This is a genomic window from Planktomarina temperata RCA23, from assembly GCF_000738435.1.
In the GTDB taxonomy this organism is placed as follows: Bacteria; Pseudomonadota; Alphaproteobacteria; order Rhodobacterales; family Rhodobacteraceae; genus Planktomarina; species Planktomarina temperata.
Window position 1 is genome coordinate 2,834,370 of record NZ_CP003984.1, and the last position, 23,039, is coordinate 2,857,408.

20 protein-coding genes are annotated in these 23,039 nt (G+C 56.5%); 15 read left to right on the plus strand and 5 right to left on the minus strand.

Annotation, left to right across the window (positions count from 1 at the left end; translation table 11 throughout):
* Nucleotides 1–196: 196 nt before the first annotated feature.
* The 5 genes from RCA23_RS17055 to RCA23_RS13710 all read right to left on the minus strand — a co-directional run bounded on the left by RCA23_RS17055 (nt 197) and on the right by RCA23_RS13710 (nt 4,860).
* Nucleotides 197–673 (minus strand): VOC family protein, encoded by a 477-nt coding sequence (locus RCA23_RS17055; RefSeq protein ID WP_169701422.1) that lies wholly within the window; start codon nt 671–673, stop codon nt 197–199.
* Nucleotides 595–1,602 (minus strand): ester cyclase, encoded by a 1,008-nt coding sequence (locus tag RCA23_RS13695; protein ID WP_044050782.1) that lies wholly within the window; start codon nt 1,600–1,602, stop codon nt 595–597. Before RCA23_RS13695 ends, RCA23_RS17055 begins: the two co-directional genes overlap by 79 nt.
* 3 nt (nt 1,603–1,605) lie before the next feature.
* Nucleotides 1,606–2,490, minus strand: a complete 885-nt coding sequence (locus RCA23_RS13700) for a carbohydrate ABC transporter permease (RefSeq protein WP_044050783.1) — start codon at nt 2,488–2,490, stop codon at nt 1,606–1,608.
* A gap of 3 nt (nt 2,491–2,493) precedes the next feature.
* Nucleotides 2,494–3,516 carry an ABC transporter permease subunit gene (locus RCA23_RS13705; RefSeq protein ID WP_044050784.1) on the minus strand — a complete coding sequence of 341 codons (1,023 nt, stop codon included), beginning with the start codon at nt 3,514–3,516 and terminating at the stop codon, nt 2,494–2,496.
* Nucleotides 3,517–3,615: 99 nt separating this feature from the next.
* Nucleotides 3,616–4,860, minus strand: coding sequence for an ABC transporter substrate-binding protein (locus RCA23_RS13710; protein ID WP_044050785.1), 1,245 nt, complete (start codon nt 4,858–4,860; stop codon nt 3,616–3,618).
* 279 nt (nt 4,861–5,139) lie between these two features.
* On the opposite strand from RCA23_RS13710, the gene RCA23_RS13715 reads away from it, so the two are divergent.
* The 15 genes from RCA23_RS13715 (at nt 5,140) to RCA23_RS13785 (ending at nt 23,035) form a co-directional block, all read left to right on the plus strand.
* Nucleotides 5,140–6,186, plus strand: a complete 1,047-nt coding sequence (locus RCA23_RS13715; protein ID WP_044050786.1) for an ABC transporter ATP-binding protein — start codon at nt 5,140–5,142, stop codon at nt 6,184–6,186.
* A 50-nt stretch (nt 6,187–6,236) separates the two neighbouring features.
* The gene (gene hisD / locus RCA23_RS13720; RefSeq protein WP_044050787.1) at nt 6,237–7,568 is read left to right on the plus strand and encodes a histidinol dehydrogenase; all 1,332 of its coding nucleotides are present in this window, start codon (nt 6,237–6,239) and stop codon (nt 7,566–7,568) included.
* Nucleotides 7,565–8,590 carry an ester cyclase gene (locus tag RCA23_RS13725; protein WP_044050788.1) on the plus strand — a complete coding sequence of 342 codons (1,026 nt, stop codon included), beginning with the start codon at nt 7,565–7,567 and terminating at the stop codon, nt 8,588–8,590. Before hisD ends, RCA23_RS13725 begins: the two co-directional genes overlap by 4 nt.
* Entirely contained in the window at nt 8,587–9,351 is a 765-nt protein-coding gene (locus tag RCA23_RS13730; RefSeq protein WP_044050789.1) for an SDR family oxidoreductase, read from the plus strand. The genes RCA23_RS13725 and RCA23_RS13730 overlap by 4 nt, the downstream gene beginning before the upstream one ends.
* Nucleotides 9,351–10,364 (plus strand): LacI family DNA-binding transcriptional regulator, encoded by a 1,014-nt coding sequence (locus RCA23_RS13735; RefSeq protein ID WP_044050790.1) that lies wholly within the window; start codon nt 9,351–9,353, stop codon nt 10,362–10,364. Before RCA23_RS13730 ends, RCA23_RS13735 begins: the two co-directional genes overlap by 1 nt.
* Entirely contained in the window at nt 10,361–11,362 is a 1,002-nt protein-coding gene (locus RCA23_RS13740) for a nuclear transport factor 2 family protein (protein WP_044050791.1), read from the plus strand. The genes RCA23_RS13735 and RCA23_RS13740 overlap by 4 nt, the downstream gene beginning before the upstream one ends.
* Entirely contained in the window at nt 11,359–12,324 is a 966-nt protein-coding gene (locus RCA23_RS13745; RefSeq protein WP_044050792.1) for a cupin domain-containing protein, read from the plus strand. The genes RCA23_RS13740 and RCA23_RS13745 overlap by 4 nt, the downstream gene beginning before the upstream one ends.
* 78 nt (nt 12,325–12,402) lie before the next feature.
* Entirely contained in the window at nt 12,403–13,527 is a 1,125-nt protein-coding gene (locus RCA23_RS13750) for a uroporphyrinogen decarboxylase/cobalamine-independent methonine synthase family protein (RefSeq protein WP_044050793.1), read from the plus strand.
* The gene (locus RCA23_RS13755) at nt 13,524–14,192 is read left to right on the plus strand and encodes an alpha/beta fold hydrolase (protein ID WP_044050794.1); all 669 of its coding nucleotides are present in this window, start codon (nt 13,524–13,526) and stop codon (nt 14,190–14,192) included. Before RCA23_RS13750 ends, RCA23_RS13755 begins: the two co-directional genes overlap by 4 nt.
* 5 nt (nt 14,193–14,197) lie before the next feature.
* The gene (locus RCA23_RS13760) at nt 14,198–14,890 is read left to right on the plus strand and encodes an RraA family protein (RefSeq protein ID WP_044050795.1); all 693 of its coding nucleotides are present in this window, start codon (nt 14,198–14,200) and stop codon (nt 14,888–14,890) included.
* 1,009 nt (nt 14,891–15,899) lie between these two features.
* Nucleotides 15,900–16,805 (plus strand): NAD(P)-dependent oxidoreductase, encoded by a 906-nt coding sequence (locus RCA23_RS13765; RefSeq protein WP_044050796.1) that lies wholly within the window; start codon nt 15,900–15,902, stop codon nt 16,803–16,805.
* Nucleotides 16,802–18,505, plus strand: a complete 1,704-nt coding sequence (locus RCA23_RS13770; RefSeq protein ID WP_044050797.1) for a dihydroxy-acid dehydratase — start codon at nt 16,802–16,804, stop codon at nt 18,503–18,505. The genes RCA23_RS13765 and RCA23_RS13770 overlap by 4 nt, the downstream gene beginning before the upstream one ends.
* A gap of 9 nt (nt 18,506–18,514) precedes the next feature.
* A complete protein-coding gene (locus RCA23_RS13775; protein WP_044050798.1) occupies nt 18,515–19,855 on the plus strand; it encodes an NAD(P)H-dependent oxidoreductase in 1,341 nt (446 codons plus the stop codon).
* Nucleotides 19,856–19,894: 39 nt separating this feature from the next.
* Nucleotides 19,895–21,532, plus strand: coding sequence for a GMC family oxidoreductase (locus tag RCA23_RS13780; RefSeq protein WP_044050799.1), 1,638 nt, complete (start codon nt 19,895–19,897; stop codon nt 21,530–21,532).
* 24 nt (nt 21,533–21,556) lie between these two features.
* Complete coding sequence (locus RCA23_RS13785; RefSeq protein WP_044050800.1) at nt 21,557–23,035, plus strand: aldehyde dehydrogenase; 1,479 nt, start codon at nt 21,557–21,559, stop codon at nt 23,033–23,035.
* Nucleotides 23,036–23,039 lie beyond the last annotated feature (4 nt).

Consider the following 23,039-nt stretch of genomic DNA (forward strand, 5'->3'; position numbering starts at 1 on the left):
TACTGTGAATTTGATTTTCTCGCTGCATGCGCGCGCAGCGTAATAAATGCTGCGTGATCGAAAAACCCGACGACGCCAAGCAGCGGAAAAACCGGCCATTCATACAATCCGCAGCTCCCTACAACTCCGTTTGGATATCAGACGGATCTTGATAGTCTGGCGGGCCCTTTAGTTCGATCAGATTGCCCCAGGGGTTTTAAAAATATAGAGCTAGGCCAAATCCACGGCCACCAACTTGACGCAGCCGTTTTAAGATTTTGACCCCGTAAAATTGCAGGTGGCGGCAAACGTCTTCTTCTGCTGCACCGTGCCATGCAAACGCGATATGGTGTACGTTTTCACCTTCTTGTTGTGTTGGGGCAGCATAAGCGGAACGTGAGTCGTTGACGTCCCATAAGCCAATGAGAACCGGGCCATACCACACGTGGGTCATCGCAAGATCAGGATAGTCATAGCCTGGCCGACACCCCAAAATCGTCTGATACCACGCCCGTGCTTTTTCAAGATCGCTAACCCAAATTACTAAATGGTCGAATCCAGAGGGTACAAAAGGTGGTGTTATGGAGTTTCCCCATCCTAGCTGACTACTGTCACTTACACTGGTGGTGAATATTCGGTGCCCACGATCCCGGCCATTTTGGCTAGCACGTCGTCGCCCTGTTGCATCATCCAATACAGAAGGTCGATGAATATCCAGTTTTCGGCCAGTTTGTCGCCTTCGCGTCGGTAAATATCGATCACACGGAATTCGGCATTTATATCGCTGGCCGGAACCCCCATGAAACCTTTGTGTTTCGCCGTAAAGTTGGGCCAGCCAAAGAACCCGCCAAAGTGACCCTCGGCCAGTTTCGCGCGATGTCCGGTAAAGGATCGATCATAAAACGCCGAGCGAAACGGGCCTGAATGTTGTTTGGCGTAGCGTTCGATCGTGTAGGTCGCGCCAATTCCCGCAGGGCCCCACCAGATCATATCATCGTGCCACGTCCGGGCGAGTTCTTCTTCCAAGGGCAGCCCCAACTGCCACGTCCCAAGATCGCCAATCATCGCGTTGATCGCGTTCAGGGTCGCAACACCCGCGTCAACGGGCTGGGGCTCACGCAACATCCCGTCATGGGTTTGCGGCCCCGGCTGCACCATATGCGCTGCAGTGGCGCGCCCAAACGGATTTTGCCCAGCTTGGATCATCAAGTGGGGGATATCTACATGCAGCATGGTTTCGACAATTCGTCCGTCCAGCACGCGGTTAAATTCGCAATAGCGCAGAAGCGCCATCTTGCCCGTCGCGACAATCCCAAGCCACGGCGCATCAAACAGCCCCATCAGATGCCCCATGGACACGACCCAGATCCCTTCGCCCACGGTGTTTTCGCCCGCAAAGAAGATATCCTCGCGCCGCTGCAACCGTGTAAGAGACGTCAGCAAAGGTCCCCAAAACACCCGCGCCACATCGCCAGCGCCGTGTTGTTCATAGAAGGGGTGCATCCCGCGCCAGTGCCAATCGGCGGTCGTATGGGCGGCCAGTACGGCCTCAATCGTCTCAGCGGTCGCACCTTTCATGTCCGCGTAAAATGCGCGCACAACTGCCTTTTGGTCCTGAAACATTTCTTATCCCTTAACAGCGCCTGCCGTCAGACCTGACACGATCTGGCGTTGGAAGAACAGGATCAACACGAACAACGGTGCCGTGGCCGACACAACCGACGCGACCGCAAACATGACGTTGCCTTTGGTTTGCGTGGTGCCAAGGAAAGACGCAATCTTCGGGATCATCGTCTGGTTCTGCTGATCCAGCAGCATCGCGGCGACAGGGAAGTCGTTATAGGCCAGCAAGAAGCTGAACAGCCCCGTCGTGACAACACCGGGCCACATGACCGGCAGGATCACATGGCGGAACGCCTGAAACCGGTTACACCCGTCCACCATCGCGCTTTCATCAAGGTCCTTTGGAATATTGCGGAAAAAGGAGGTCATCATCCACAGGCTGAAGGGTTGGTTGATGGCGACCAGCACAACGATTGTTGTCCCCAAACGCCCCCAAAGGTTCCATTCATAAAACGGCAAAAGATAACCGGACACCAATGTGATCTGCGGCATCGCGCGAAACATCAATGCGGCGATCAGAATCCAAAACGCATAATTGTATGTGGACCGCGACAGCGCGTAGCCCGCAAGCGTGCTCAACGTCAGTGAAATCGTCACAACACAAAAGCAGACAATCGATGTGTTCATCACCGCGCGCCCGAATTCTTCTGTGACCCAAGCGCCGTAGTATCCGTCGCCCGTAAAGGAGCCACCGGTTTCGACCCGCGTCGACTCACCGGTCAGGGCATAGACCCAGTTCGCTTTTGAGAAGAAATCGCCCTCAACCTTGAAGGATCCCCAAAGGGTCCACAGGAACGGAAAGGCTGCCATGATCACCCAGAGGACCAAAAACCCAGTCAGGATGATCCGGAGTGACGCCGGTTGTTTGCGGGGGTTGGCTGTGCTCATGGGTCAGGCTCTCTTGAAATCGCGCCACGTGCGCACAAGGACGGGGGACAGAAGAATTCCGACACATAACACTGTCAAAAGTGAGGTCGTCGCAGCCGAGTTCAGCAACCGCGTCTCTCCGCCAAGGTCCGAGAAAATATAGGTCGAAAGCGATTGGGCATGCGCCTCTGCGCTGAACGAAATCAACGGCTCGAAGACGCGGAAATTGTCCATCAGCTGGATCAACGCCACAAAGGTCACAAGTGGCATGATGTGCGGGATCGTGACATAACGCACGCGCTGCCAACGGTTCGCGCCATCAATCATCGCCGCTTCATCCGCGTCCTGACTGACCGATTGCAGACCGGCGTAAAACACAACAAAGGCAAAAGGCGCCGCATGCCAAATCCCGTAGAACATCAGCATGATCCACATCATTGGGGTTGAGGCTTTGACGCTCAAATCGGGGTTGCCTGCTATCGCCTGAATTGCATACCCCAAGATACCGCGTGCATCGACCATCCAGAACAAGACCAGCGACCCGACTAAGGGGGTGATGATGAATGGAAGCAACGACACAAAGATCAAAGGCCCCTTGATGGCGCGCGAGGCGGAGTTCACTGCAATCGCGATCGAAAATCCGAGGACGATCGTCAGCGGCGTCACAATGAAGGTAAAGGTCAGCGTAAATACAATGGCGCTGTAGAAGGGCAGGTTCATCACCTTGCTCCACCAGTCGCCCCATCCTATGGATGTGCGCCAAGCTTCGCCCATTTCGGAAAAAGCAAGGTGGCCGCGGTTCACATAGTTATCAAAGCCCACAAAGCGCCCCAAGGGTTTTTCTTCTTGCAAGGCGAGTGAGATTTCTTGGTTCACAGAGGTCGTTTGCGTGCACCCGAACGGACCACAGGTTTCAACCACTTCCATGACTTGTTCATGTTGGGCGTGAAACGACTGCAAGACCACCGAGATCACGGGGAACACGATCAGCAAAAGCATAGCCAATAGCGACGGAGCGACAAAGGTTAGGAAGGTCTTGTGATTCACGTCTGGCCCCCAAGTGTTGTGCTGCAATTTCGCGTTGCGATCTTAAGAATGAGATGGTTCGAGCGGCGCACAGATGCGCGCCGCTCTGATTTAGTCGGCTTACTCGGTTACAAAGCCAGCTTCGATTGCCGCAGCGGCGTAGGCTGCTTCAACGTCTGCCAAAGCCTGCTCTGCTGACTCGGTGCCCTGCATGAAGTCAGACAGTTCAGCACCAAGTGCGGAGTGCAAAAGACCCTGGAACGGAACCATCGGGTATGGCTTGGATCCCGCAGCAACCGCCGCCAAAACGCCTTCGTTCACGGGCTGTGGCTCAAAACCGTCGATCAGCCAAACGGCCTGACCCATGGTCTCATCGTTCAGCAATGCAGGGGAAACCGCATGTGCCAACGCTTGGAATGTTGCCGCCGCATCTTCGTCGCTGACGTTCGTCGCAACGGTCCAACCGTCCCACCAAAGTGTCGTCGCTGGAACACCGCTGTCACCGACCATCAATGGGCCAGCAACCATTGTGTTTTCATAGACTTCCGGTGCGGACCCTTCGTCGTCCATCAGGTTGCCCATACGCGAGCCCCACATGTTCATCAGGGCCACATTGCCTGCTTCCCACTCAGCCTGAGTGCCGTTGGAATCGTGTGTCAGGAAGTCAGGGCTCATGTACTCGGACAGCGCCTTCATCATCTCAAGCGTGGCAACGCCAGCTTCGTTGTTGATGGCGACATTGGCTGTGCCAGCTTCAAAGAACTCGCCGCCGTGGCCGATGTATATGTTGTTGAATTCCTGCGCGAGGTTCCAACCGGACGCATAAGCACCACCCAGAGGGTTTTCCATGATGCCAGCTTCGCGGATTGCCGCAGCAGCTGTCAGCATTTCTTCGTAGGATGTTGGCACTTCGAGACCGACCTGCTCAAGCACGTCAGAGCGGTAGGCAAGCGTCTGTGCGTTCGCCATGAACGCAATCGCCATAATCTGACCATCAACAGAAATCTTCATGTGACCCGGAATGTCCGCGCCATACTCAGCAACCAGATCGTCGAGCGGGCGGATCACGCCGTCGTTGATCAACGCAATGATGGAAGAGTTCGCAACAATCGCGGATGTGTATTCAGCGGGATTGCCGGACATACCAGCAAGGTTCAGCGTCTGGTGATCAGCCGTCAGGTTTGCTTCGCCCTCAATGCCTTCGCAGGATTGCGCCAGAGCTGCGACGGATTGGATCGCTGGGAATTCGTTACCGATGATGCTCAACCGGCCTTCTGCGGTGCAGCCATGGCCATCCGCAAAGGCGGCTGTGCCCATCGTCAGGGCGGCAGCTGTGGCCCCGATCAGTTTGGTAAATTTGGTCATTATAGTCTCCCTAATGGTTCAGTACGTATTTAGCTTTTCGTTAGGCGCACCGATTCTGGCGAATCAAGAAATTCTGGCGAATCAAGAAACGCCGTGCATACGTTTGCAATCAAACGGCCAACTTAACCGCAAATCAAGGAAAAAATTGGGACGGTCTGTAAAAATTAAAATGCTGCACCTGCGAGAGATCCACTATGTAATAAAGGTGCAAAAAGAACTTGCGCAGATAATAGAATCAGATTTACACCTGTTGCATACCTTTGCAAGAAAGGCGCCCTCATGGCCGAAATTCAGCTCAAGAATATCCACAAACGCTGGGGCAGCTTTGTCGGAGTCGAGAACTTTGACCTTACCATTGCGGATCAGGAATTTCTCGTCCTTCTTGGCCCGTCGGGTTGCGGCAAGACGACGACCATGCGGATGATCGCAGGTCTGGAAGACCCCACCGAAGGCGACATTCTGGTAGATGGCAAACGTATCAACCACCTTGAGCCCAAAGACCGCGATTGCGCGATGGTGTTCCAGTCCTACGCGCTCTACCCCAACCTCGATGTCTACGAAAACATCCGTTTCCCGTTGCGCATGCGCAAAGTTCCCTCATCCGAGCATAAAGAACGCGTTATGCGTGCCTCGGCGATGGTCGAGCTCGACGATTTCCTCCACCGCAAACCCGCCGAACTTTCCGGTGGTCAGCGTCAGCGCGTGGCCTTGGCCCGCGCCATCGTGCGCCAGCCCAACGTTTTCCTGATGGATGAGCCGCTCTCCAATCTCGACGCCAAGCTGCGTGTTTCTACGCGCGCCCAGATCAAAAACCTCAGCCACGAGTTAAAGGTCACCACGATCTATGTGACCCACGACCAGATCGAAGCCATGACGTTGGCGGACCGTGTTGTCGTCATGTCCGCAGGCGTGGTGCAGCAGGTCGGCTCCCCGACGGACATTTACGACAACCCAGCCAATACCTTCGTGGCCAGCTTCATCGGTTCTCCTGCCATGAACCTGCTTGAGGGCACGATCGAAGGCGGGACTTTCACCGGCAAGGACGTCAAGATCACTGGTCTGCACAGCACGCTCTCAGGCCCGGTCACGCTGGGCTACCGCGCCGAAGACGCATCAATCGGCGGCGATGCTCCGTCCGTGAATGCGCCAGTTTATTCCATGGAGCTTTTGGGCGATGCCACGATGGTTACGTTCCGCATCGCAGGTGCCATCGCAACCGTGAAGGCCGACAAAGATTTTCGCGCCAAAATTGGCGAAACTGTCGCCGCGACAATTCCAGCTGCGACCTGCCATCTGTTTGACGCCACGAGTGGCGAGCGGTTGTAACCTGCTCGCCCTGACCAAGCTTTAACGACCACGCCCGAGGAGCACTGCTCATGACCATCCGCCATCTGAAAACTGCCCGCTCCCTTGAGGCACGCGCCGAAGACGACGCCAAAACCCGCGCGATCGTCGAAAATGGCTTGAAAGAAATCGAAACCAAAGGCGATGCCGCCGTGCGTGAAATGTCGGTGAAATTCGACAAGTATGACCGTGAAAGCTACCGCCTGTCCGAGGCTGAGATCGAGGCCCTCATCGCCAAGGTCACCCCGCGCGAAATGGCCGACATCAAGTTCGCGCAAGAACAGGTGCGGGTCTTCGCCCAACACCAGCGCGATAGCATGCTCGACATCGAAGTCGAAACCATGCCCGGCGTGATCTTGGGGCATAAAAACATTCCCGTTCAATCGGTTGGCTGCTATGTGCCCGGCGGAAAATTCCCTATGGTCGCGTCCGCGCATATGTCAGTTGCCACTGCCTCCGTCGCCAAAGTGCCGCGTATCATCGCCGCCACGCCGCCGTTCAAGGGTGAGCCTAACCCAGCCGTGATTGCCGCCATGCATCTCGGTGGCGCGCACGAAATCTACGTCATGGGCGGCATTCAAGCGATTGGCGCCATGGCCATTGGCACCGAAACGATTGAGCCTGTCCACATGCTCGTCGGCCCCGGTAACGCCTTTGTCGCCGAAGCCAAACGCCAGCTGTTCGGGCGCGTCGGCATTGATTTGTTTGCTGGCCCGACCGAAACCATGGTTATCGCCGATGAGACGGCGGCTGATGGCGAACTCTGCGCCACGGACCTGCTGGGTCAAGCTGAACACGGCTATAACTCTCCCGCCGTTTTGCTCACCAACTCCGAAAAGCTCGCCAAGGATACGCTGGCGGAAATCGACCGCATTCTACAAATCATCCCGACCGCCGACACCGCCGGAAAGAGCTGGGAAGACTACGGCGAGGTCATCGTCTGTGACACCTATGACGAGATGCTCGCCGTCGCTGACGACATTGCATCTGAACATGTGCAGGTGATGACAGATCGCGATGATTGGTTCCTTGAGCATATGACATGTTATGGTGCTTTGTTCCTTGGTCCGCGCACCAACGTGTCCAACGGTGACAAAGTCATCGGCACCAACCACACGCTGCCCACCAAAAAGGCTGGTCGCTACACTGGTGGTTTGTGGGTCGGTAAGTTCCTGAAAACCCACAGCTATCAAAGAATTACCACTGACGAGGCGGCCACACTGGTCGGCGAATATGGCTCACGCCTTTGCATGCTTGAAGGCTTCGTTGGCCATGCCGAGCAATGCAATATCCGCGTGCGCCGCTACGGCGGCATCAACGTCCCCTACGGCACTGGCGCGCCCTACCGCGAGGCCGCCGAGTGAGCCTCCACCCCGCCCTGTTTCCTCTGCGAAATGCGCTCGCAGCCGCAACGCCGGACTCCGCCAAAGTGGTTGCGCAAACCTTTGCACCTGACGCCACCATCCACATCTGTCACCCCATGGACACTGTGACGGGCGCGGACATGTGGGACACCGCCTATGCCCCGCTGCTCGACGCGATCCCCGACCTTGAGCGCCGCGACATGATTGTGCTGTCAGGCACCACGCCGGAAGGTCAGGACTGGGTCGGCTGCATGGGCAATTATATGGGCACCATGTTGCGCCCTTGGTTGAATATTCCACCCACGGGCCACCTGATCCACATGCGCTACCACGAGTTCTTCAAACTTGAGGATGGTAAGATCACCGAGGCGCAAATCCTGTGGGACATACCAGAGCTGATGATGCAGGCGAACGCCTGGCCCCTCGCTCCGCAGCTTGGCAAATTCCTCGCCACCCCTGCGCCGATGACCCAAGACGGCCTGACGGCGGAGGGGGACGGAAACGCAACGATGGCCCATGTGCTGGCGATGCTGGATGACCTTTGCAAATATCCCGCCAATCCCGATCCGGCGGTGATGAATTTGGAAAAATACTGGCACCCGCGCAACAACTGGTACGGGCCTGCGGGCATCGGCACGGGTCGCGGCATTGCGGGGTTTCGCAACTGGCACCAAATCCCGTTCCTCAAGGCGATGCCCGACCGCAAACTTGATGCCATGGGCGATTTGTCGTCCCATTGGTTCGCCCAGGGCAATTACGTCTGCGAAACTGGTTGGCCGAACATGCGTCTGACCGTATCTGAGGGCGAATGGATGGGGCTTGCACCAGCAGGCAAAGAAATCCTCATGCGCTCGCTTGATTTTTGGCGCGTCGAGGATGGTTTGATCCGCGAAAACTGGGTCCTGATCGACCTTTTGGACATCTACCGACAGTTGGGCGTGGACGTGCTTGCCCGAATGGGCGAATTCAACAAGGCCCGCAACCTCGGCCCCATCTCCTTACCGGAAAGCCAGTTCTCATGAGCCTTCCGCGCACGCCTTCCATGCGCCTTGACGGCAAACGCGCGTTGGTCACTGGCGCGACCTCCGGCATCGGTGAAGGCTGCGCCGTAGCCTTGGCCGAGGCTGGCGCCCACGTCACGCTGGTTGCCCGCACCGCCACGGCGGTTGAGAAACAGGCGGCCGCGTTCCAATCGCAGGGCTGGGAGGCCGCCGCCCTCCCGCTCGACATCTCCGACATTTCCGCGACCGAGGCCGCCATCGCCGCCCACGGCCCCTTCGATATCCTCGTCAACGCCGCTGGTCTCGCCCGCCACGCCCCTGCGACAGACACCACACAGGCCGACTACGACGCCGTCACGGACCTCAACGTCAAGGCTGCTTATTTCCTTACCCGCGCCGTGGCCAAAGGACTGATCGAAGCCGGAGAACCCGGCTCCCTCATCAATATCTCAAGCCAAATGGGCCACGTTGGCGGCCTCGACCGTGCCGTCTATTGCGCCACCAAACACGCGCTGGAAGGCATGACGAAAAGCATGGCCATCGAATGGGCCCCGCACCAGATCCGCGTCAACACCATTTGCCCGACCTTCATCCGCACGCCACTTGGCGAGCAAACCCTCGCCATCCCGGAACGCCGCGCCTGGATCGAAGAAAAGATCAAACTTGGGCGCGTCGGCGAGGTGAGCGACATCATGGGCGCGACCACCTTCCTCGCCTCTGACGCCGCCGCGTTGATTACCGGCACGCATTTGATCATCGACGGAGGTTGGACAGCAGACTGATGGGCGCGAAAATTACCTCTCTGCAAGTTGCTAAAATGGCTGGCGTTAGCCAATCCGCTGTCAGCCGCGTTTTTTCGGGCGCGTCGGCCAGTCCCGCAACCACCAAGAAGGTAAAGAAAGCAGCCAAGCAGCTCGGCTATCGCCCCAACGTGCTGGCCCGCGCAATGATCACCGGCAAGTCGCGCATTATCGGGTTGATCGTCGCCTATCTTGATAACCAGTTCTACCCCGAAGCCCTTGAACGTCTCTCCAACGCACTACAGGCGCAGGGCTATCACATCCTGATCTTCACCGTCTCCAATTCCACCGACGGCATCGAAAACGTCGTGCAAGACCTGCTCGATTATCAGGTCGATGGCATCATCGCCGCTTCTGTCTCGATGTCCTCTGGCCTCACGGAGCTGTGTGTCAAAGCAGGCATTCCTGTGGTCCTGTTCAACCGTGGACAGCCCGGTAGCGGTCTTTCGGCGGTCACGTCCGCCAACATCAAAGGCGCGACGATGGCCACCCAAGCCCTCATCGACGCAGGCCACACACGCATCGCCCATATCGCTGGCTGGGAAGGCTCTCTCACGGGGCGCGACCGTCGGCAAGGGTTCGAGGATGCAATGGCGGGCGCTGGCCTCACGCCCTTCGCGATCATCGACGGCATGTACAAACGCAACGTCGCCGCCGCCACGGCCCGCCAGTTGATGGCAGGCGAAACCCGCCCCGACGCGATCTTCGCGGGTAATGATCACATGGCTTTCGCCGTGATGGATGAGATCCGCCAAATGGGCTTTTCGATCCCCGATGACGTCGCGATCATCGGCTATGACGACGTGCCGCTCGCCTCCTGGCCCGCCTATGACCTCACCACTGTACGCCAACCCGTCAACCGGATGGTCGAGGCCACGATCGACACCCTTATGTCCGCCATCGACGGCCAAGACACTTATACGCAAACCATAGAAATAGAAGGGCCTCTTATCCAAAGAGGCTCCTCCAAACCGCTCAAAGGATCACCGCTATGAAGGGTTTTTCAAACCGCTGGAAAGACTTTCCCGACTACATCATCGGCATCACCAAAGAGATTTGGGAGGACCGCGGCGTCGGCACACTGCACGACTATTACGCCAAAGACATCGTCGTGCGCTCGCCCATGGGCATCCAGCGCGGGAATGGGGCTGTCATGGCCGCAACGATGGCGACGATTAACGAATTTCCAGACCGCGAATTGCTTGGCGATGACGTGATCTTCTCCGACGATCCCGAATTTGGCCTGCTGTCCTCTCACCGCCTCATCACCCGCGCCACCCACACCCGAGACGGTCAATTCGGTGCTGCGACCGGCAAGCCATGGACCGTGCGCGTCATCGCCGATTGCGCCGCCAAGGATGACTGCATCTATGACGAATGGCTGGTGCGGGACTACGGCGGGATCGTGCGCCAACTGGGCATGGACCCGCGCGACTATGCGGCCCAACTGATCGAGGCTGAAGGCGGGCCCGATGCGGCGCCCAAGCCGTTTACGCCGGACCAAGACATCGACGGCGGTTACAACTCCAAAGGTAATGACAATGCTTGGGGCCAACGGTACGCCGACACCCTGACGCGCATCATGGATCTCGACTTTCACACCATACCAAAAGACTACGACCGCGCGGTAAACTGCGAATACGCGGGCGCGCAAACCGTTCTCTCACACGACAGCGTCACGAAATTCTGGCTGGGTCTGCGGTCATCTTTTCCGGATGCTAAATTCACGATCCACCACCAGATCGGCATGGACGGGGACATGCTGGCCCCGCGCGCCGCGATCCGCTGGTCGTTGGATGGCACGCATTCCGGTTGGGGCACTTTCGGCAAACCGACGAGCGCGAAAGTTCATGTGATGGGCATGTGCCACGCAGAATACGGCCCGTTTTGCAACGCGAGCGGCCCGCAAGACGCCACCATTCGCCGCGAGTGCGCCCTTTACGACGAAATCGCGATCTGGAAACAAATTCTGATGCAAGGAACACAGCAATGACGCCAACTGAAATGGACTCTCGCATCGTTCGCTACGGCGATCTGCAACCTTGCAAAACCGCCTTTATCGACGCCCATACCCCGGGCAGTGACCAGAAAGAGAACTTCACCATTATCGGTGGGGGAGTCTCTGAATCGCCAGACCAACATGTCCATATCGGCATCCCGCACGGTTTCAACATCGGTGCCGCGGGCCAGCCTCCGCGTGTGACCAACTCCCTGCACGATCACCACACCGCTGAGGCGTTCTTTGTGCTGTCGGGCAAATGGCGCTTTTTCTGGGGCCGTTGGGGGGACGCGGGCGAGGTGACGCTGGAAGAGGGCGACATCATCAACATCCCCACAGGTATTTTCCGTGGTTTTGAGAATATTGGCACGGATTACGGAATGATTATGGCCATCCTTGGCGGCGACGATGCAGGTGGTGGCGTCATGTGGGCGCCACAGGTTATCGAAAACGCCGCTGAGCACGGCTTGATCCTCGGCGAGAACGGCAAACTCTATGACACCAAGCGCCAGCAAAAGTTGCCCGAAGGTGTCGCCCCGATGCCCTTGATGTCGGACGAAGAACTCGCCAAGCGCCCCGAACCAACGACCGCAGACGTGCTGCCCAACCACGTCGCCCGTTATTGGGACCTCATGGCACTGGCCGACAAAAAGCCAGCCAAAGTCATAGGCGAAAATGGCATCTTGCGCGACAAGCCCGGCTTTGAGGTCGATTTCATCACGCGCGGTAGCGCGACGGAGGCCAAGCACAGCCACAAATACCCTTCGGTCCTGATGCCGATGCGCGGTCATTGGAAGGTAACGTGGGATGGCGGTTCATCGACCATAGCGCCGGGCGACACCATGTCCGTCCCTGAAAACCTCGCCCACTCCGCCGTCCCGTCAATGACCGGCGAGGCAAGCCTTTATCACATTGTAGCCACGGGCGATCCCGCTGGGCTGACGTGGAAAGGTTAACGCGCTCCCTGTGCACCGCTGTACATACAGATTGTGTACAGGAAGTGTACGCACTGTGACTCATTCGAAAGGCTCAAAATGTCCAAGATCTTAACGTCCCATGTCGGCTCCCTCCCACGCACCCAAGAGGTCGTGGATTTCATCTTCGCCCGCGAAAATCGCGAGGACTTCGACCAAGCCGCATTTGATGCAGCGATGACCAAAGCCGTGTCAGAAACCGTTGCCAAACAAGTGGCCGCGGGTGTCAATATCGTCAGCGACGGGGAAACCTCCAAGATTAGCTACGCCACCTACGTCAAAGATCGCTACACAGGTTTCGACGGCGACAGCCCCCGCAATGCGCCTGCCGATTTGAAGAAGTTCCCCAGTTTCCTCAAGCGCTTGGCGGATGATGGCGGCACCCCGCAATACGCCCGCCCCATGTGTGTCGGCGAGGTGAAATCCAAAGGCCAAGGCGAGTTGGAAAAAGACATCGCCAATCTCAGGGCAGGCATGGCTGAGCAAGGCATTGAACGCGGTTTCATGAACGCGGCGAGCCCCGGTGTTATCTCACTGTTTTTGCAAAACGATTTTTACGCAACGCGCGAAGAATACCTCGCGGCCCTCGCCGACGCGATGCGCGCCGAATACAGCACGATTGTAGACAGTGGCCTTGATCTGCAACTGGACTGCCCCGACCTCGCGCTGTCCCGCCACATGCTGTTTAACGACCTCTCTGATGATGAATTCCTCAAGATCGCAGGCTCTCATGTTGAGGCCCTTAATCACGCATTGGAAGGCATCGATCCGTCCCGTGTAAGGGTGCATATTTGTTGGGGGAATTACGAAGGGCCGCATGTCTGCGACATTCCGATGTCCAAAATGTTCGACACGCTGATGTCGGTGGGGGCAAATAAATTGCTCTTTGAAACCTCCAACCCCCGCCACGGCCATGAATGGGCCGTTTTCCGCGATCGCAAAGCGGACATTCCCGACGACAAAATCCTTGTCCCCGGCGTCGTCGATACGACCACCAATTTCGTCGAACATCCCGACCTTGTGCAGCAGCGTATCGAACGTTTCGTTGACATCGTTGGCCATGATCGCGTGATCGCTGGGTCAGATTGTGGTTTTGGAACCTTCGCCGGATACGGTGCTGTTGATCCCGAAATCGCATATGCAAAGCTTGCCGCCCTGTCCGCAGGAGCCGCACAAGTCAAATGACCCTTGTTCTCTTGCCCGGAATGATGTGCGACGGGCGGCTGTTCCAACACATGCCGACCCACCTCTGCTTTGCCATTTCGCATCATGACACCGTTCAGGCACTGGCCGCAGATGTACTATTGAAGGCGCCCAAGTGCTTCGCCTTGGGTGGGCTATCGATGGGTGGCATCGTTGCGATGGAAGTCATTCGGCAGGCACCGAACAGGGTCACCCGTCTCTGTCTGATGGACACGAATTGCGAAGCGGAAACCGACCAAATCAAGGCGCTGCGCCAACCCCAAATTGACAAAGCTATGGTGGGGGAATTGGACAGCGTCATGCGAGACGAGATGAAGCCAAACTACCTCGCCGATGGCCCGCACCGAAGTGATGTGTTGGACTTGTGTATGGAGATGGCTCTGGACCTTGGCCCCGAGGTCTTCGTGCGCCAGTCTGTCGCCTTAAGAGACCGTCCGGACCAGAAACAAACACTTCAAAACTGGGACAAACCCACGCTGATCCTCACCGGAGCGCAAGACCGTCTTTGCCCGCTACATCGCCACGAACTGATGGCTGAACTGATGCCACAAGCAACTTTGACTATCATACAAGACGCCGGGCACCTCCCCACGCTGGAACGCCCCAACGCAACCCGCGCCGCGCTTGAGCGTTGGCAAGAGGAGTAATTCACATGCAACCATCGCTACATAAGCTTCTGATATCGGTCGACACGCCCACGGTCTGCAATGCGATCGAGGTGGCGCAAGGCAAGCGCGGCTTCAACGACTTCACGCGCGGCACGATGTTGATCAACGAGCCGACCGGCGTATTGGTCGGCTACGCCAGCACCGCAAAAATTGCCGCTGTTGCCCCTTCAGAAGAACCGCCCAAAACCGTGCGTGCGCGCCGCATGGCCTACTACAAACAGATCTCCGAAGCTCCGCAGCCCGCGGCTTGTGTCATTGAGGATGAGGACTTTCCAAATGCTATTGGCGCCTTCTGGGGCGAGGTGAATACGACGATCCACAAAGGATTTGGCGTGGCGGGGACGCTGACCAACGGCGTCATGCGTGACTTGGGTGACATGGCGCCGGATTATCCGGTCGTCGCGGGATCGATTGGTCCCAGCCATGGCTTTGTCCACGTGACGGCGGTGAATACTGCGGTTCAGGTTTTCGGTCTGACAGTCAATCCGGGCGATCTGGTACACGCGGATCGACACGGCGCCGTTGTGATCCCGCCAGACGTCATCCCCGATTTGGAACGCGCGATCCGCAAGATGCAAGACACCGAACATCTGGTTCTTGGTCCAGCCCGCGAGCCAGGGTTCGATTTCAATGCGTTTGAGACTGCCTGGGAAGCGTTTGAAAAAGCGCGAACATGATTGATGTTGACGACTAAACAGAGCTGTCCTCACCTTGGCGGCAACAATGAGCCAGATGTACTCAATTGTCGAACACTGCCTTAGGCACATGAGCGCTGACGGTAGCCACGCTCGTGGCACCCTTTAGGGCCTTGGCCGAGAAAAGTGCAGAAAGCCAAACAAAGACCAGAACAGCGTAAGGTAGATTTGTCCGCATCTCGTTTGTTAGAAAAGGCCGCTGAGAAAGGCCATTTTGAGAACAACCAAGATCGGCCCGTTTGAACGGCCGGTTCGGTGAAAAGTGCTGCACCGCAAAATGACCAGCGCTGCAAGTGCCAACATTTGCTGCGTCAGCAGTAGCCGCAGCTGCAAAAGGCCGCTTTGTCCGCATAGCAGCCGTTAGTGCTTGGCCAACGCAATGTCTGCTTCCTCAGTTGGTGGTGTCAAACAAAACCCCCTCCCAATGAATTTACAAGGCTAATACTTAAGGCCCGCGGTCAGAGGCGCGGGGCCTTACAATAGTGGTGAGAGGTCCTTAGCCCTACAGATCAACTGTAGCGATTACGTACAGCAACCCTCTGCCGTTGGTCCAAGGACCGCGGCCCGAGCAAAACTATCCAACGACACCTGTGCACAGGTAACACTGAAGGCGGAAACGTGGATGGGTGCTCTACTATCCGTGGACCTTGGCTCTTGATCCCCAGTCCACAGACCTAAGCAAGATGATCCAGGAACCCCGGGCCAGGTTTCATGTGGCAAATGGGGAGTGTTTCGTCATTGGACGGGGATGCAAACCCGTCCTGTGCGTCTTGAGTGGATTCATTTTAAAACGCCAACGAACAGATTTTTTATTTATATCTTTTTTGATCTTACCAGACAACTCACGGTCAATTCGAGACCACTCCCAATTATGAAAACTTCTCAATGTGAACCCACAAGAGTCGAATGGGGGGGTCGCCATTCGGTATGCCTTGTAAAACCGAAAGTGATGATAGCGTACAAACACGTCATAAATAGAGAGGAGTAATCGATGAGGTTTGGTTTTGTTGGATTAGGACAAATGGGAGCGCCAATGGCGATCAACCTAGCTCACGATCATGATGTATTGGTCTATGACCAAAATGCAAGCGCCATTGCCAAAGTTGAGCGATACGGTGCTAAAAGAGCAGACAAGCTCGACCAATTTTCTGACGTTGATGTCCTGATTACATGCCTTCCTGCTGCAAAGATCGTCGATAGTGCGCTGTTCGATTCAAATACAGGATTGGCGCAACACTTGAAACCAAACGCGGTCGTTGTTGACACCAGCACCATTGAATATGGCGCGACGTTGGAAATCAGGGACCGCCTACAGACTGCTGGCCTACGATTTCTCGACGCGCCGGTTTCCGGCATGCAAAAGCGAGCCGAGGACGGTTCGCTGACTATGATGGTTGGTGGTGACGCAAGCGATCTGGCAGAAGTTCAGGGAGCGCTCTCCACTATGGCATCCAAGATTCTGCACATGGGCGATGCGGGCGCAGGGCAGCTGACCAAGCTGGTCAATCAGCTGTTGTTTGATATCAACGCGGCGGCCCTCGCAGAGATTCTGCCTCTGTCGGTTAAATTGGGGATTGATCCCGAGCAGGTTGCAGAGGTGGTGAATTCCGGAACCGGCCGGAGCTATGCCTCGGAATTTTTCGTTCCAAATATCCTGCAAGGCGATTTCAGCAAGGGTTACCCCATGCAGGCTGCCTACAAAGACCTGATCAGCGGCTCAGAGATTTCTGCACGCCACAACTTCCCCACACCAGTTTTGGCCGCAGCAACGGCAACCTATCAGCAGGCCCTGTTGGAAGGCCATGGCGACAAGGACAAAGGTGGAATGATCCTAGTGTTTGAGCGTTTGCTCGGTACGGATTTTCGCGCGACCACATTCAAGGAGCACAAAGCATGAGTGAAGAACACGGCATTCGCGGCGGATTGACCAATTACGGCGATAAGGATTTTGCCGAATACCTGCGCTCATCCTTTGCGCGGTCCATGGGCTTGTCAAAGGAAATGCTGCGCAAGCCGATTGTCGGCATCGCCGAAACGGGATCAGGTTTCAACAACTGCCATCGCACAATGCCCGAGCTTGTCGAAGCAGTTTCGCGGGGTGTTCTGGCGGCGGGCGCATTGCCAAGACCCTTTCCCACAACATCCCTTGGTGAGGTTTTCCTGAACCCCACCAGCATGGTCTATCGTAACCTGATGTCCATGGACACCGAGGAAATGGTGCGCGCGCAGCCGATGGATGCTGTTGTGCTCATCGGTGGCTGTGACAAAACGGTGCCCGCTCAATTGATGGGTGCCGCATCGGCCAACATCCCAACTGTGCAACTGGTTACAGGCCCGATGATGACAGGTCGCCACAGGGGTGAGCGGCTGGGTGCCTGCACAGATTGCCGCCAGTTTTGGGGCAAATACCGCGCGGGCGAGGTCGAGCGCGAAGAAATCGACGTTGTTGAAGGGCGTTTGGCGACAACTGCCGGCACTTGTGCGGTCATGGGTACGGCCAGCACAATGGCATGCATTGCAGAGACGCTAGGTATGTCGTTGCCTGGAAGTGCGGCAATCCCAGCAGTGCATTCGGATCGGCTGGTCGCGGCTGAGTTCAGCGGTAAAACAGCAGTCGATCTGATAACTAATCCGCGCCTGCCCAGCGAGATCATTACGGAGAAATCGGTCGAAAACGCTTTTCGGGTTTTGATGGCCGTCAGTGGCTCGACGAATGCGATCGTGCATTTGACCGCGGTGGCCGGGCGCTTGGGTATTCGCATTCCAAACGCGCGTTTGAACCAGATTTCAGATGAGACGCCTGTGCTGGTGGACCTGAAACCAGTAGGCGACGGTTATATGGAAGACTTCTTTGCAGCCGGGGGAGTGGGCGCAATCTTGCGTGAAATTCGCCATCTGCTGCATCTTGATACGGTCGATGTGACCGGTCAGGTTCTGGGGGATCGACTGGAACCAGAAATGGATTGGGTCGATCGCCGAGTGATCCGAGAATTTGAGAAGCCTGTCTCGGATCAAGGCGGGTTAATCTCGCTCAAAGGCAATATCGCCCCCGATGGTGCCATTTTCAAACGCGCTGCAGCAACACCCGCTCTTTTTGAAACCGAAGGTCGCGCCATCGTTTTCGAGGGTCTGCAAGACCTTGCCAAGCGCGTTGATGACCCTGACCTAGATATCAAAGCGGGTGACATCATGGTGCTGAAAGGCGCGGGCCCGATCGCCGCAGGCATGCCCGAGGCAGGTTATTTGCCGATCCCAAAAAAACTGGCGCGGGCTGGTGTAAAAGACATGGTGCGCATTTCGGATGCGCGTATGTCGGGTACCGCCTTTGGCACAATCGTTCTGCATATTTCTCCCGAGGCAGGAGCCGGCGGGCCATTGGCGGCTGTTCGAAACGGCGATCGCATTCGCCTGTCGGTGAAAGACAAATCCATTAACCTATTGGTACCAGATCAGCAAATCGCCAACCGACTTGGTGAATTCGCTCCACTCGAAGGGCACAAGCGCGGCTATCGAGCGCTTTATGAACGAGCAGTCCTTCAGGCTCCTGATGGCTGTGATTTCGATTTCCTCACGCAATCCGGCAAAACCAGAAAATAAGGTGACCCCATGAATCTTTTCAAGAAATTGCAGGAACGCGCAGCCCTCGGTAACCCTATTCGGATTGGGATGATCGGGGCTGGAAAATTCGGCACAATGTTTTTGGCGCAAGCCTTGCGCATCCCCGCCATTCACATCGTGGGTGTGGTTGACCTCATCCCGGCAAACGCAAAATCCAATATGAAGCTGGCTGGCTGGTCCGATGAAGCCCACAGCGCGGTAAGCCTTAATGACGCTGCTATCTCGGGCAAAACCTATGTAGGCGATGACTGGCAGGCGATGATTACCCATCCGGCAGTCGACATTGTCATCGAGGCAACCGGCAATCCGCTGGCCGCTGTGACGCACTGTCTGGCAGCCTTCGCGCAGGGCAAGAACGTGATCAACGTCACCGTCGAAGCGGATGCGTTCTGCGGTCCCGGTCTGGCCCAGAAAGCGGCCGAGGCCGGCGTGATTTATTCAATGGCTTATGGCGACCAGCCTGCGTTGGCCAGTGATCTGGTCGATTGGGCGCGCACCTGTGGCTTTAGCGTAGTGGCTGCTGGCCGCGGCCACAAATGGTTGCCACATTTTCGCCAATCAACACCCGACACGGTTTGGGAACATTGGGGCCTGACCAGTGAACAGGCCGAGCGTGGACGCCTGAACCCCAAGATGTTCAACGCCTTTCTTGACGGGTCGAAACCGGCCATTGAATCTGCTGCAATTGCCAATGCGACCGGGCTGGAAGCACCCGAGAACGGGTTGATCTTCCCTCCAGGTGGGATCGACGACATCCCCACCCTGATGCGGCCAAAATCAGAAGGGGGCGTGTTGGAGCGCAAGGGACTGGTTGACGTCGTGTCCTGTCTGACCCGCGAAGGCGAACAGATCCCCTATGATATTCGCAAAGGCGTCTGGGTCGTGTTCGAGGCCGATACCGAATATCTGAAAAACTGCTTCGAGGAATACAAGGTCGTGACCGATCCCTCGGGAAAATATATGACGCTCTACAAGCGCTGGCATATGATTGGTTTGGAACTCGCTGTGTCGGTTGCGTCGGTGGCGCTGAGAGCAGAGGCAACAGGTGCCGCAATTTGCTTTAATGCCGATTGTGCCGCAGTTGCCAAGCGCGATTTGGCCGTGGGCGAGATGCTGGACGGAGAAGGCGGCTATACGGTATCGGGCGGTTTGCGGCCCGCAGTATCTTCGGTACGGCAAGGCAATGTGCCGCTGGGACTAGCACATAATGTGCCACTGATCCGGGCCGTAAAGGAAGGTGCAGCAATCACCTGGGATGACATCAAAATAGACAGAACCACGGATGCCTATAAGCTGCGCACCAGCATGGAAGAACAATTGTTGAAATGAGCAGGTTAAGCACCGCATATGTCATGATCAGGAGCTATCATGGCCAGTAAGGCAGATACCTTTGATTATATAGTTGTCGGCGGTGGCACTGCTGGGTCGATCATGGTGAACCGTCTGAGTGCAGATGGAGCTTCGGTCTGTTTGCTTGAGGCAGGCCCCAAGGATCGACATCCGTTCATCCATATCCCTGCTGGGTACATCAAGAACATTTACTCACCCAAAATGACATGGAACTTTAAATCCAAACCAGAACTTGCAACCGCAAACCGAAGCTTCCCCTTACCGCAGGGCCGTGTGCTTGGCGGGTCGAGTTCTATCAACGGATTGAATTATGTGCGCGGTCAAAGTGCGGACTACGACAACTGGGCGCAGATGGGCAACACGGGTTGGAGTTACGGCGATGTACTGCCCTATTTTAAACGCTCCGAGCGGCGCATTGGGCCAGGTGACGACGCGGTGCGTGGGCGCGACGGTGAGATGCCGATCACCGATCTTGATCTGATCCATCCCGTCTGTGAGGCGTTTATTAAAGGTGCCGCCCAAATGGGCATCCCGCGCAATCCTGACTATAACAGTGGCGATCAGGCTGGAACCGGGTATTTCCAGCGCACTATCCACAAAGGCTATCGCTATAGCGCGGCCAAAGCGTTTTTGCGTCCAGCCCGCAAGCGGCCCAATGTTGATATACACACTAATGCGCAGGTGGCTGAAATTTTGTTCGAGGGCACCCGCGCCAATGGTGTGCGATATCTGCGCGACGGGCGCGAGGGCAATGCAGTTGAGGTGCGTGCACGGCGCGAGGTGATCTTGTGTGCAGGAGCGCTGAACACGCCCAAACTGCTGCAATTATCAGGCATTGGTCCTGCCGAAGTTCTTGGCGATCTGGGCATTAAGGTACGGGTCGATCTACACGGCGTCGGTAATAATCTGCGCGACCACTATGGCGTGCGCATGGTATCGACCCTGAAGGGCGTCAAAACTTTCAATTCAATGGCGCGGGGTCTCCCGTTGGGGCTTGAGGTTGTGAAATGGCTTTGGGGCCGTCCCAGCCTGTTGTCTGTCAGTCCATCTCTGACACATCTGTTCTGGAAATCCTCAGATGCGCTGGAAACCCCGGATCTTGAATATGTGATGACGCCTGCCAGCTTCCGCGAAGGTACCGTTGGCCTATTGGACAATATGCCGGGGATGACTGTTGGCGTCTGGCAAATGCGTCCAGAAAGCCATGGGTATGTACGACCTGTGTCGCGCAATCCGTTTGATCCGCCAGAGATAAATCCAAACTACCTTTCTGATCCGCGCGATCAGCAGGTGCTGCTGCGCTCAATCCACTTGGGGCGCAAGCTGATGACAACAGCGCCTCTGCAGCCTTGGCTGACAGGCAAAACCAACCCTGATCAAGATCTGCAAAGCGATGACGAGTTACTGGATTGGGCGCGGCGCGAGGGCATCACGGTCTACCACATGATCGGAACTGCTCGAATGGGGCCAGATGGGGATCCGGGTGCCGTCGTCGACAGCCAGCTTCGGGTGCGTGGCCTGCAGGGGCTGCGCGTCGCGGATGCCTCGGTCATGCCTGTCATGCCTTCAGGCAACACCAATGCACCTGTGATGATGGTCGCGGAAAAAGCCGCTGACATGATCCTGGGCAAAACACTTAAACCCGCGGACCTCTGACGGGTTTTCAATCGGAGAGAATACATGAAAACCTACCAGATGTATATCGACGGCGCGTGGACAGATGCCGCGGGCAAAGAGACATTCGAAAGCAAGAACCCCTACACGGGTGCGCCTTGGGCCGTGATCCCTCGTGGGCAGCAAGAGGATGCAGATCACGCTGTTGCAGCGGCGATACGTGCCTTTCGCTCGGACGATTGGACGGGCATGACGGCCACCAATCGCGGACATTTGTTGCGCAAGCTGGGTGACCTGATTGCCGATAACGCCGAGGCGCTGGCCCGCACCGAGGTTCAGGACAACGGCAAACTGTTCAACGAAATGTTCTTTCAGCTGAAATACGTGCCCGAGTGGTTCTATTACTACGCGGGTCTTGCCGACAAAATCGAAGGCAGCGTAATCCCGATTGATAAACCCGATATGCTGAACTTCACCCGTTATGAGCCTCTGGGTGTCTGTGTTGGTATCACCGCGTGGAATTCGCCGTTGTTGTTGTTGGCCTACAAACTCGCTCCGGCGTTGGCGGCTGGCAATACGTTTATCGCGAAGCCGTCGGAATTCACCTCGGCCTCGACATTGGAACTGGCAAAGATCGTGGATCAGGTTGGCTTGCCCAAAGGTGTATTCAACGTGGTGACAGGATTTGGTGCAGAAGTCGGTGCCAGCCTAGTCGAACATGAAGATGTCGCCAAAGTGGCCTTCACCGGTTCTGAAAAGACAGGAAGGCTTATCTCAGAGGTCGCCGCGCGGACGTTCAAGAAGGTGACGCTGGAACTGGGTGGAAAATCCCCCAATATCGTCTTTGCCGATGCTGAAATGGACAATGCTGTAAACGGCGTAATCTCGGGCATTTTCGCCGCCTCGGGCCAAACATGCATCGCCGGATCACGCCTGTTGGTCGAGCACAGTGTCCATGACGCGTTCCTCGACAAATTACTGAAGCTCGCCAGAACCGCGCGGATAGGTGACCCGATGGATACTGACACCCAGGTGGGTCCGGTCACGACCGAGCAACAACTGGAAAAGGTTCTGGGCTACATCGACGTCGCCAAAGGCGAAGGCGCGGAGACCCTGATGGGCGGCCGCAGACCCGACCGGCCAGAGTTGGGCAATGGCTGGTTTGTGGAACCCACCATCTTTGGCGGAGTACGCAACGACATGCGCATTGCACAGGAAGAGGTATTTGGCCCAGTTCTGTCTGTCATTCCCTTTGACAGCGCTGATGAAGCGCTGAGCATCGCCAATGACAGCAGTTATGGCCTTGCTGCGGGGGTGTGGACGCAGGACATTCGCAAGATCAAACATTTCTCGGAACGACTTCAGGCGGGGACCATTTGGGCAAACACCTACCGCGTGATCAGCTACATGACCCCGCTGGGCGGTTACAAGAATTCCGGACTGGGTCGTGAGAACGGCCAGAACGCGATTTACCAGTATCTACAAACCAAGAGCATTATGATTTCAACGGCTTCCGCGGTCGCCAATCCCTTCATCATGCGCTAATCCG

Bases quoted from the DNA above. Each gene is read 5' to 3' on its own strand.
- RCA23_RS13695 (WP_044050782.1), bottom strand. From the start codon at position 1,602: ATGTTTCAGGACCAAAAGGCAGTTGTGCGCGCATTTTACGCGGACATG.
- RCA23_RS13780 (WP_044050799.1), top strand. From the start codon at position 19,895: ATGGCCAGTAAGGCAGATACCTTTGATTATATAGTTGTCGGCGGTGGC.
- RCA23_RS13755 (WP_044050794.1), top strand. From the start codon at position 13,524: ATGACCCTTGTTCTCTTGCCCGGAATGATGTGCGACGGGCGGCTGTTC.
- RCA23_RS13730 (WP_044050789.1), top strand. From the start codon at position 8,587: ATGAGCCTTCCGCGCACGCCTTCCATGCGCCTTGACGGCAAACGCGCG.
- RCA23_RS13760 (WP_044050795.1), top strand. From the start codon at position 14,198: ATGCAACCATCGCTACATAAGCTTCTGATATCGGTCGACACGCCCACG.
- RCA23_RS13740 (WP_044050791.1), top strand. From the start codon at position 10,361: ATGAAGGGTTTTTCAAACCGCTGGAAAGACTTTCCCGACTACATCATC.
- hisD (WP_044050787.1), top strand. From the start codon at position 6,237: ATGACCATCCGCCATCTGAAAACTGCCCGCTCCCTTGAGGCACGCGCC.
- RCA23_RS13770 (WP_044050797.1), top strand. From the start codon at position 16,802: ATGAGTGAAGAACACGGCATTCGCGGCGGATTGACCAATTACGGCGAT.
- RCA23_RS13775 (WP_044050798.1), top strand. From the start codon at position 18,515: ATGAATCTTTTCAAGAAATTGCAGGAACGCGCAGCCCTCGGTAACCCT.
- RCA23_RS13785 (WP_044050800.1), top strand. From the start codon at position 21,557: ATGAAAACCTACCAGATGTATATCGACGGCGCGTGGACAGATGCCGCG.
- RCA23_RS13750 (WP_044050793.1), top strand. From the start codon at position 12,403: ATGTCCAAGATCTTAACGTCCCATGTCGGCTCCCTCCCACGCACCCAA.
- RCA23_RS13715 (WP_044050786.1), top strand. From the start codon at position 5,140: ATGGCCGAAATTCAGCTCAAGAATATCCACAAACGCTGGGGCAGCTTT.
- RCA23_RS13710 (WP_044050785.1), bottom strand. From the start codon at position 4,860: ATGACCAAATTTACCAAACTGATCGGGGCCACAGCTGCCGCCCTGACG.
- RCA23_RS13735 (WP_044050790.1), top strand. From the start codon at position 9,351: ATGGGCGCGAAAATTACCTCTCTGCAAGTTGCTAAAATGGCTGGCGTT.
- RCA23_RS13765 (WP_044050796.1), top strand. From the start codon at position 15,900: ATGAGGTTTGGTTTTGTTGGATTAGGACAAATGGGAGCGCCAATGGCG.
- RCA23_RS13745 (WP_044050792.1), top strand. From the start codon at position 11,359: ATGACGCCAACTGAAATGGACTCTCGCATCGTTCGCTACGGCGATCTG.
- RCA23_RS13700 (WP_044050783.1), bottom strand. From the start codon at position 2,490: ATGAGCACAGCCAACCCCCGCAAACAACCGGCGTCACTCCGGATCATC.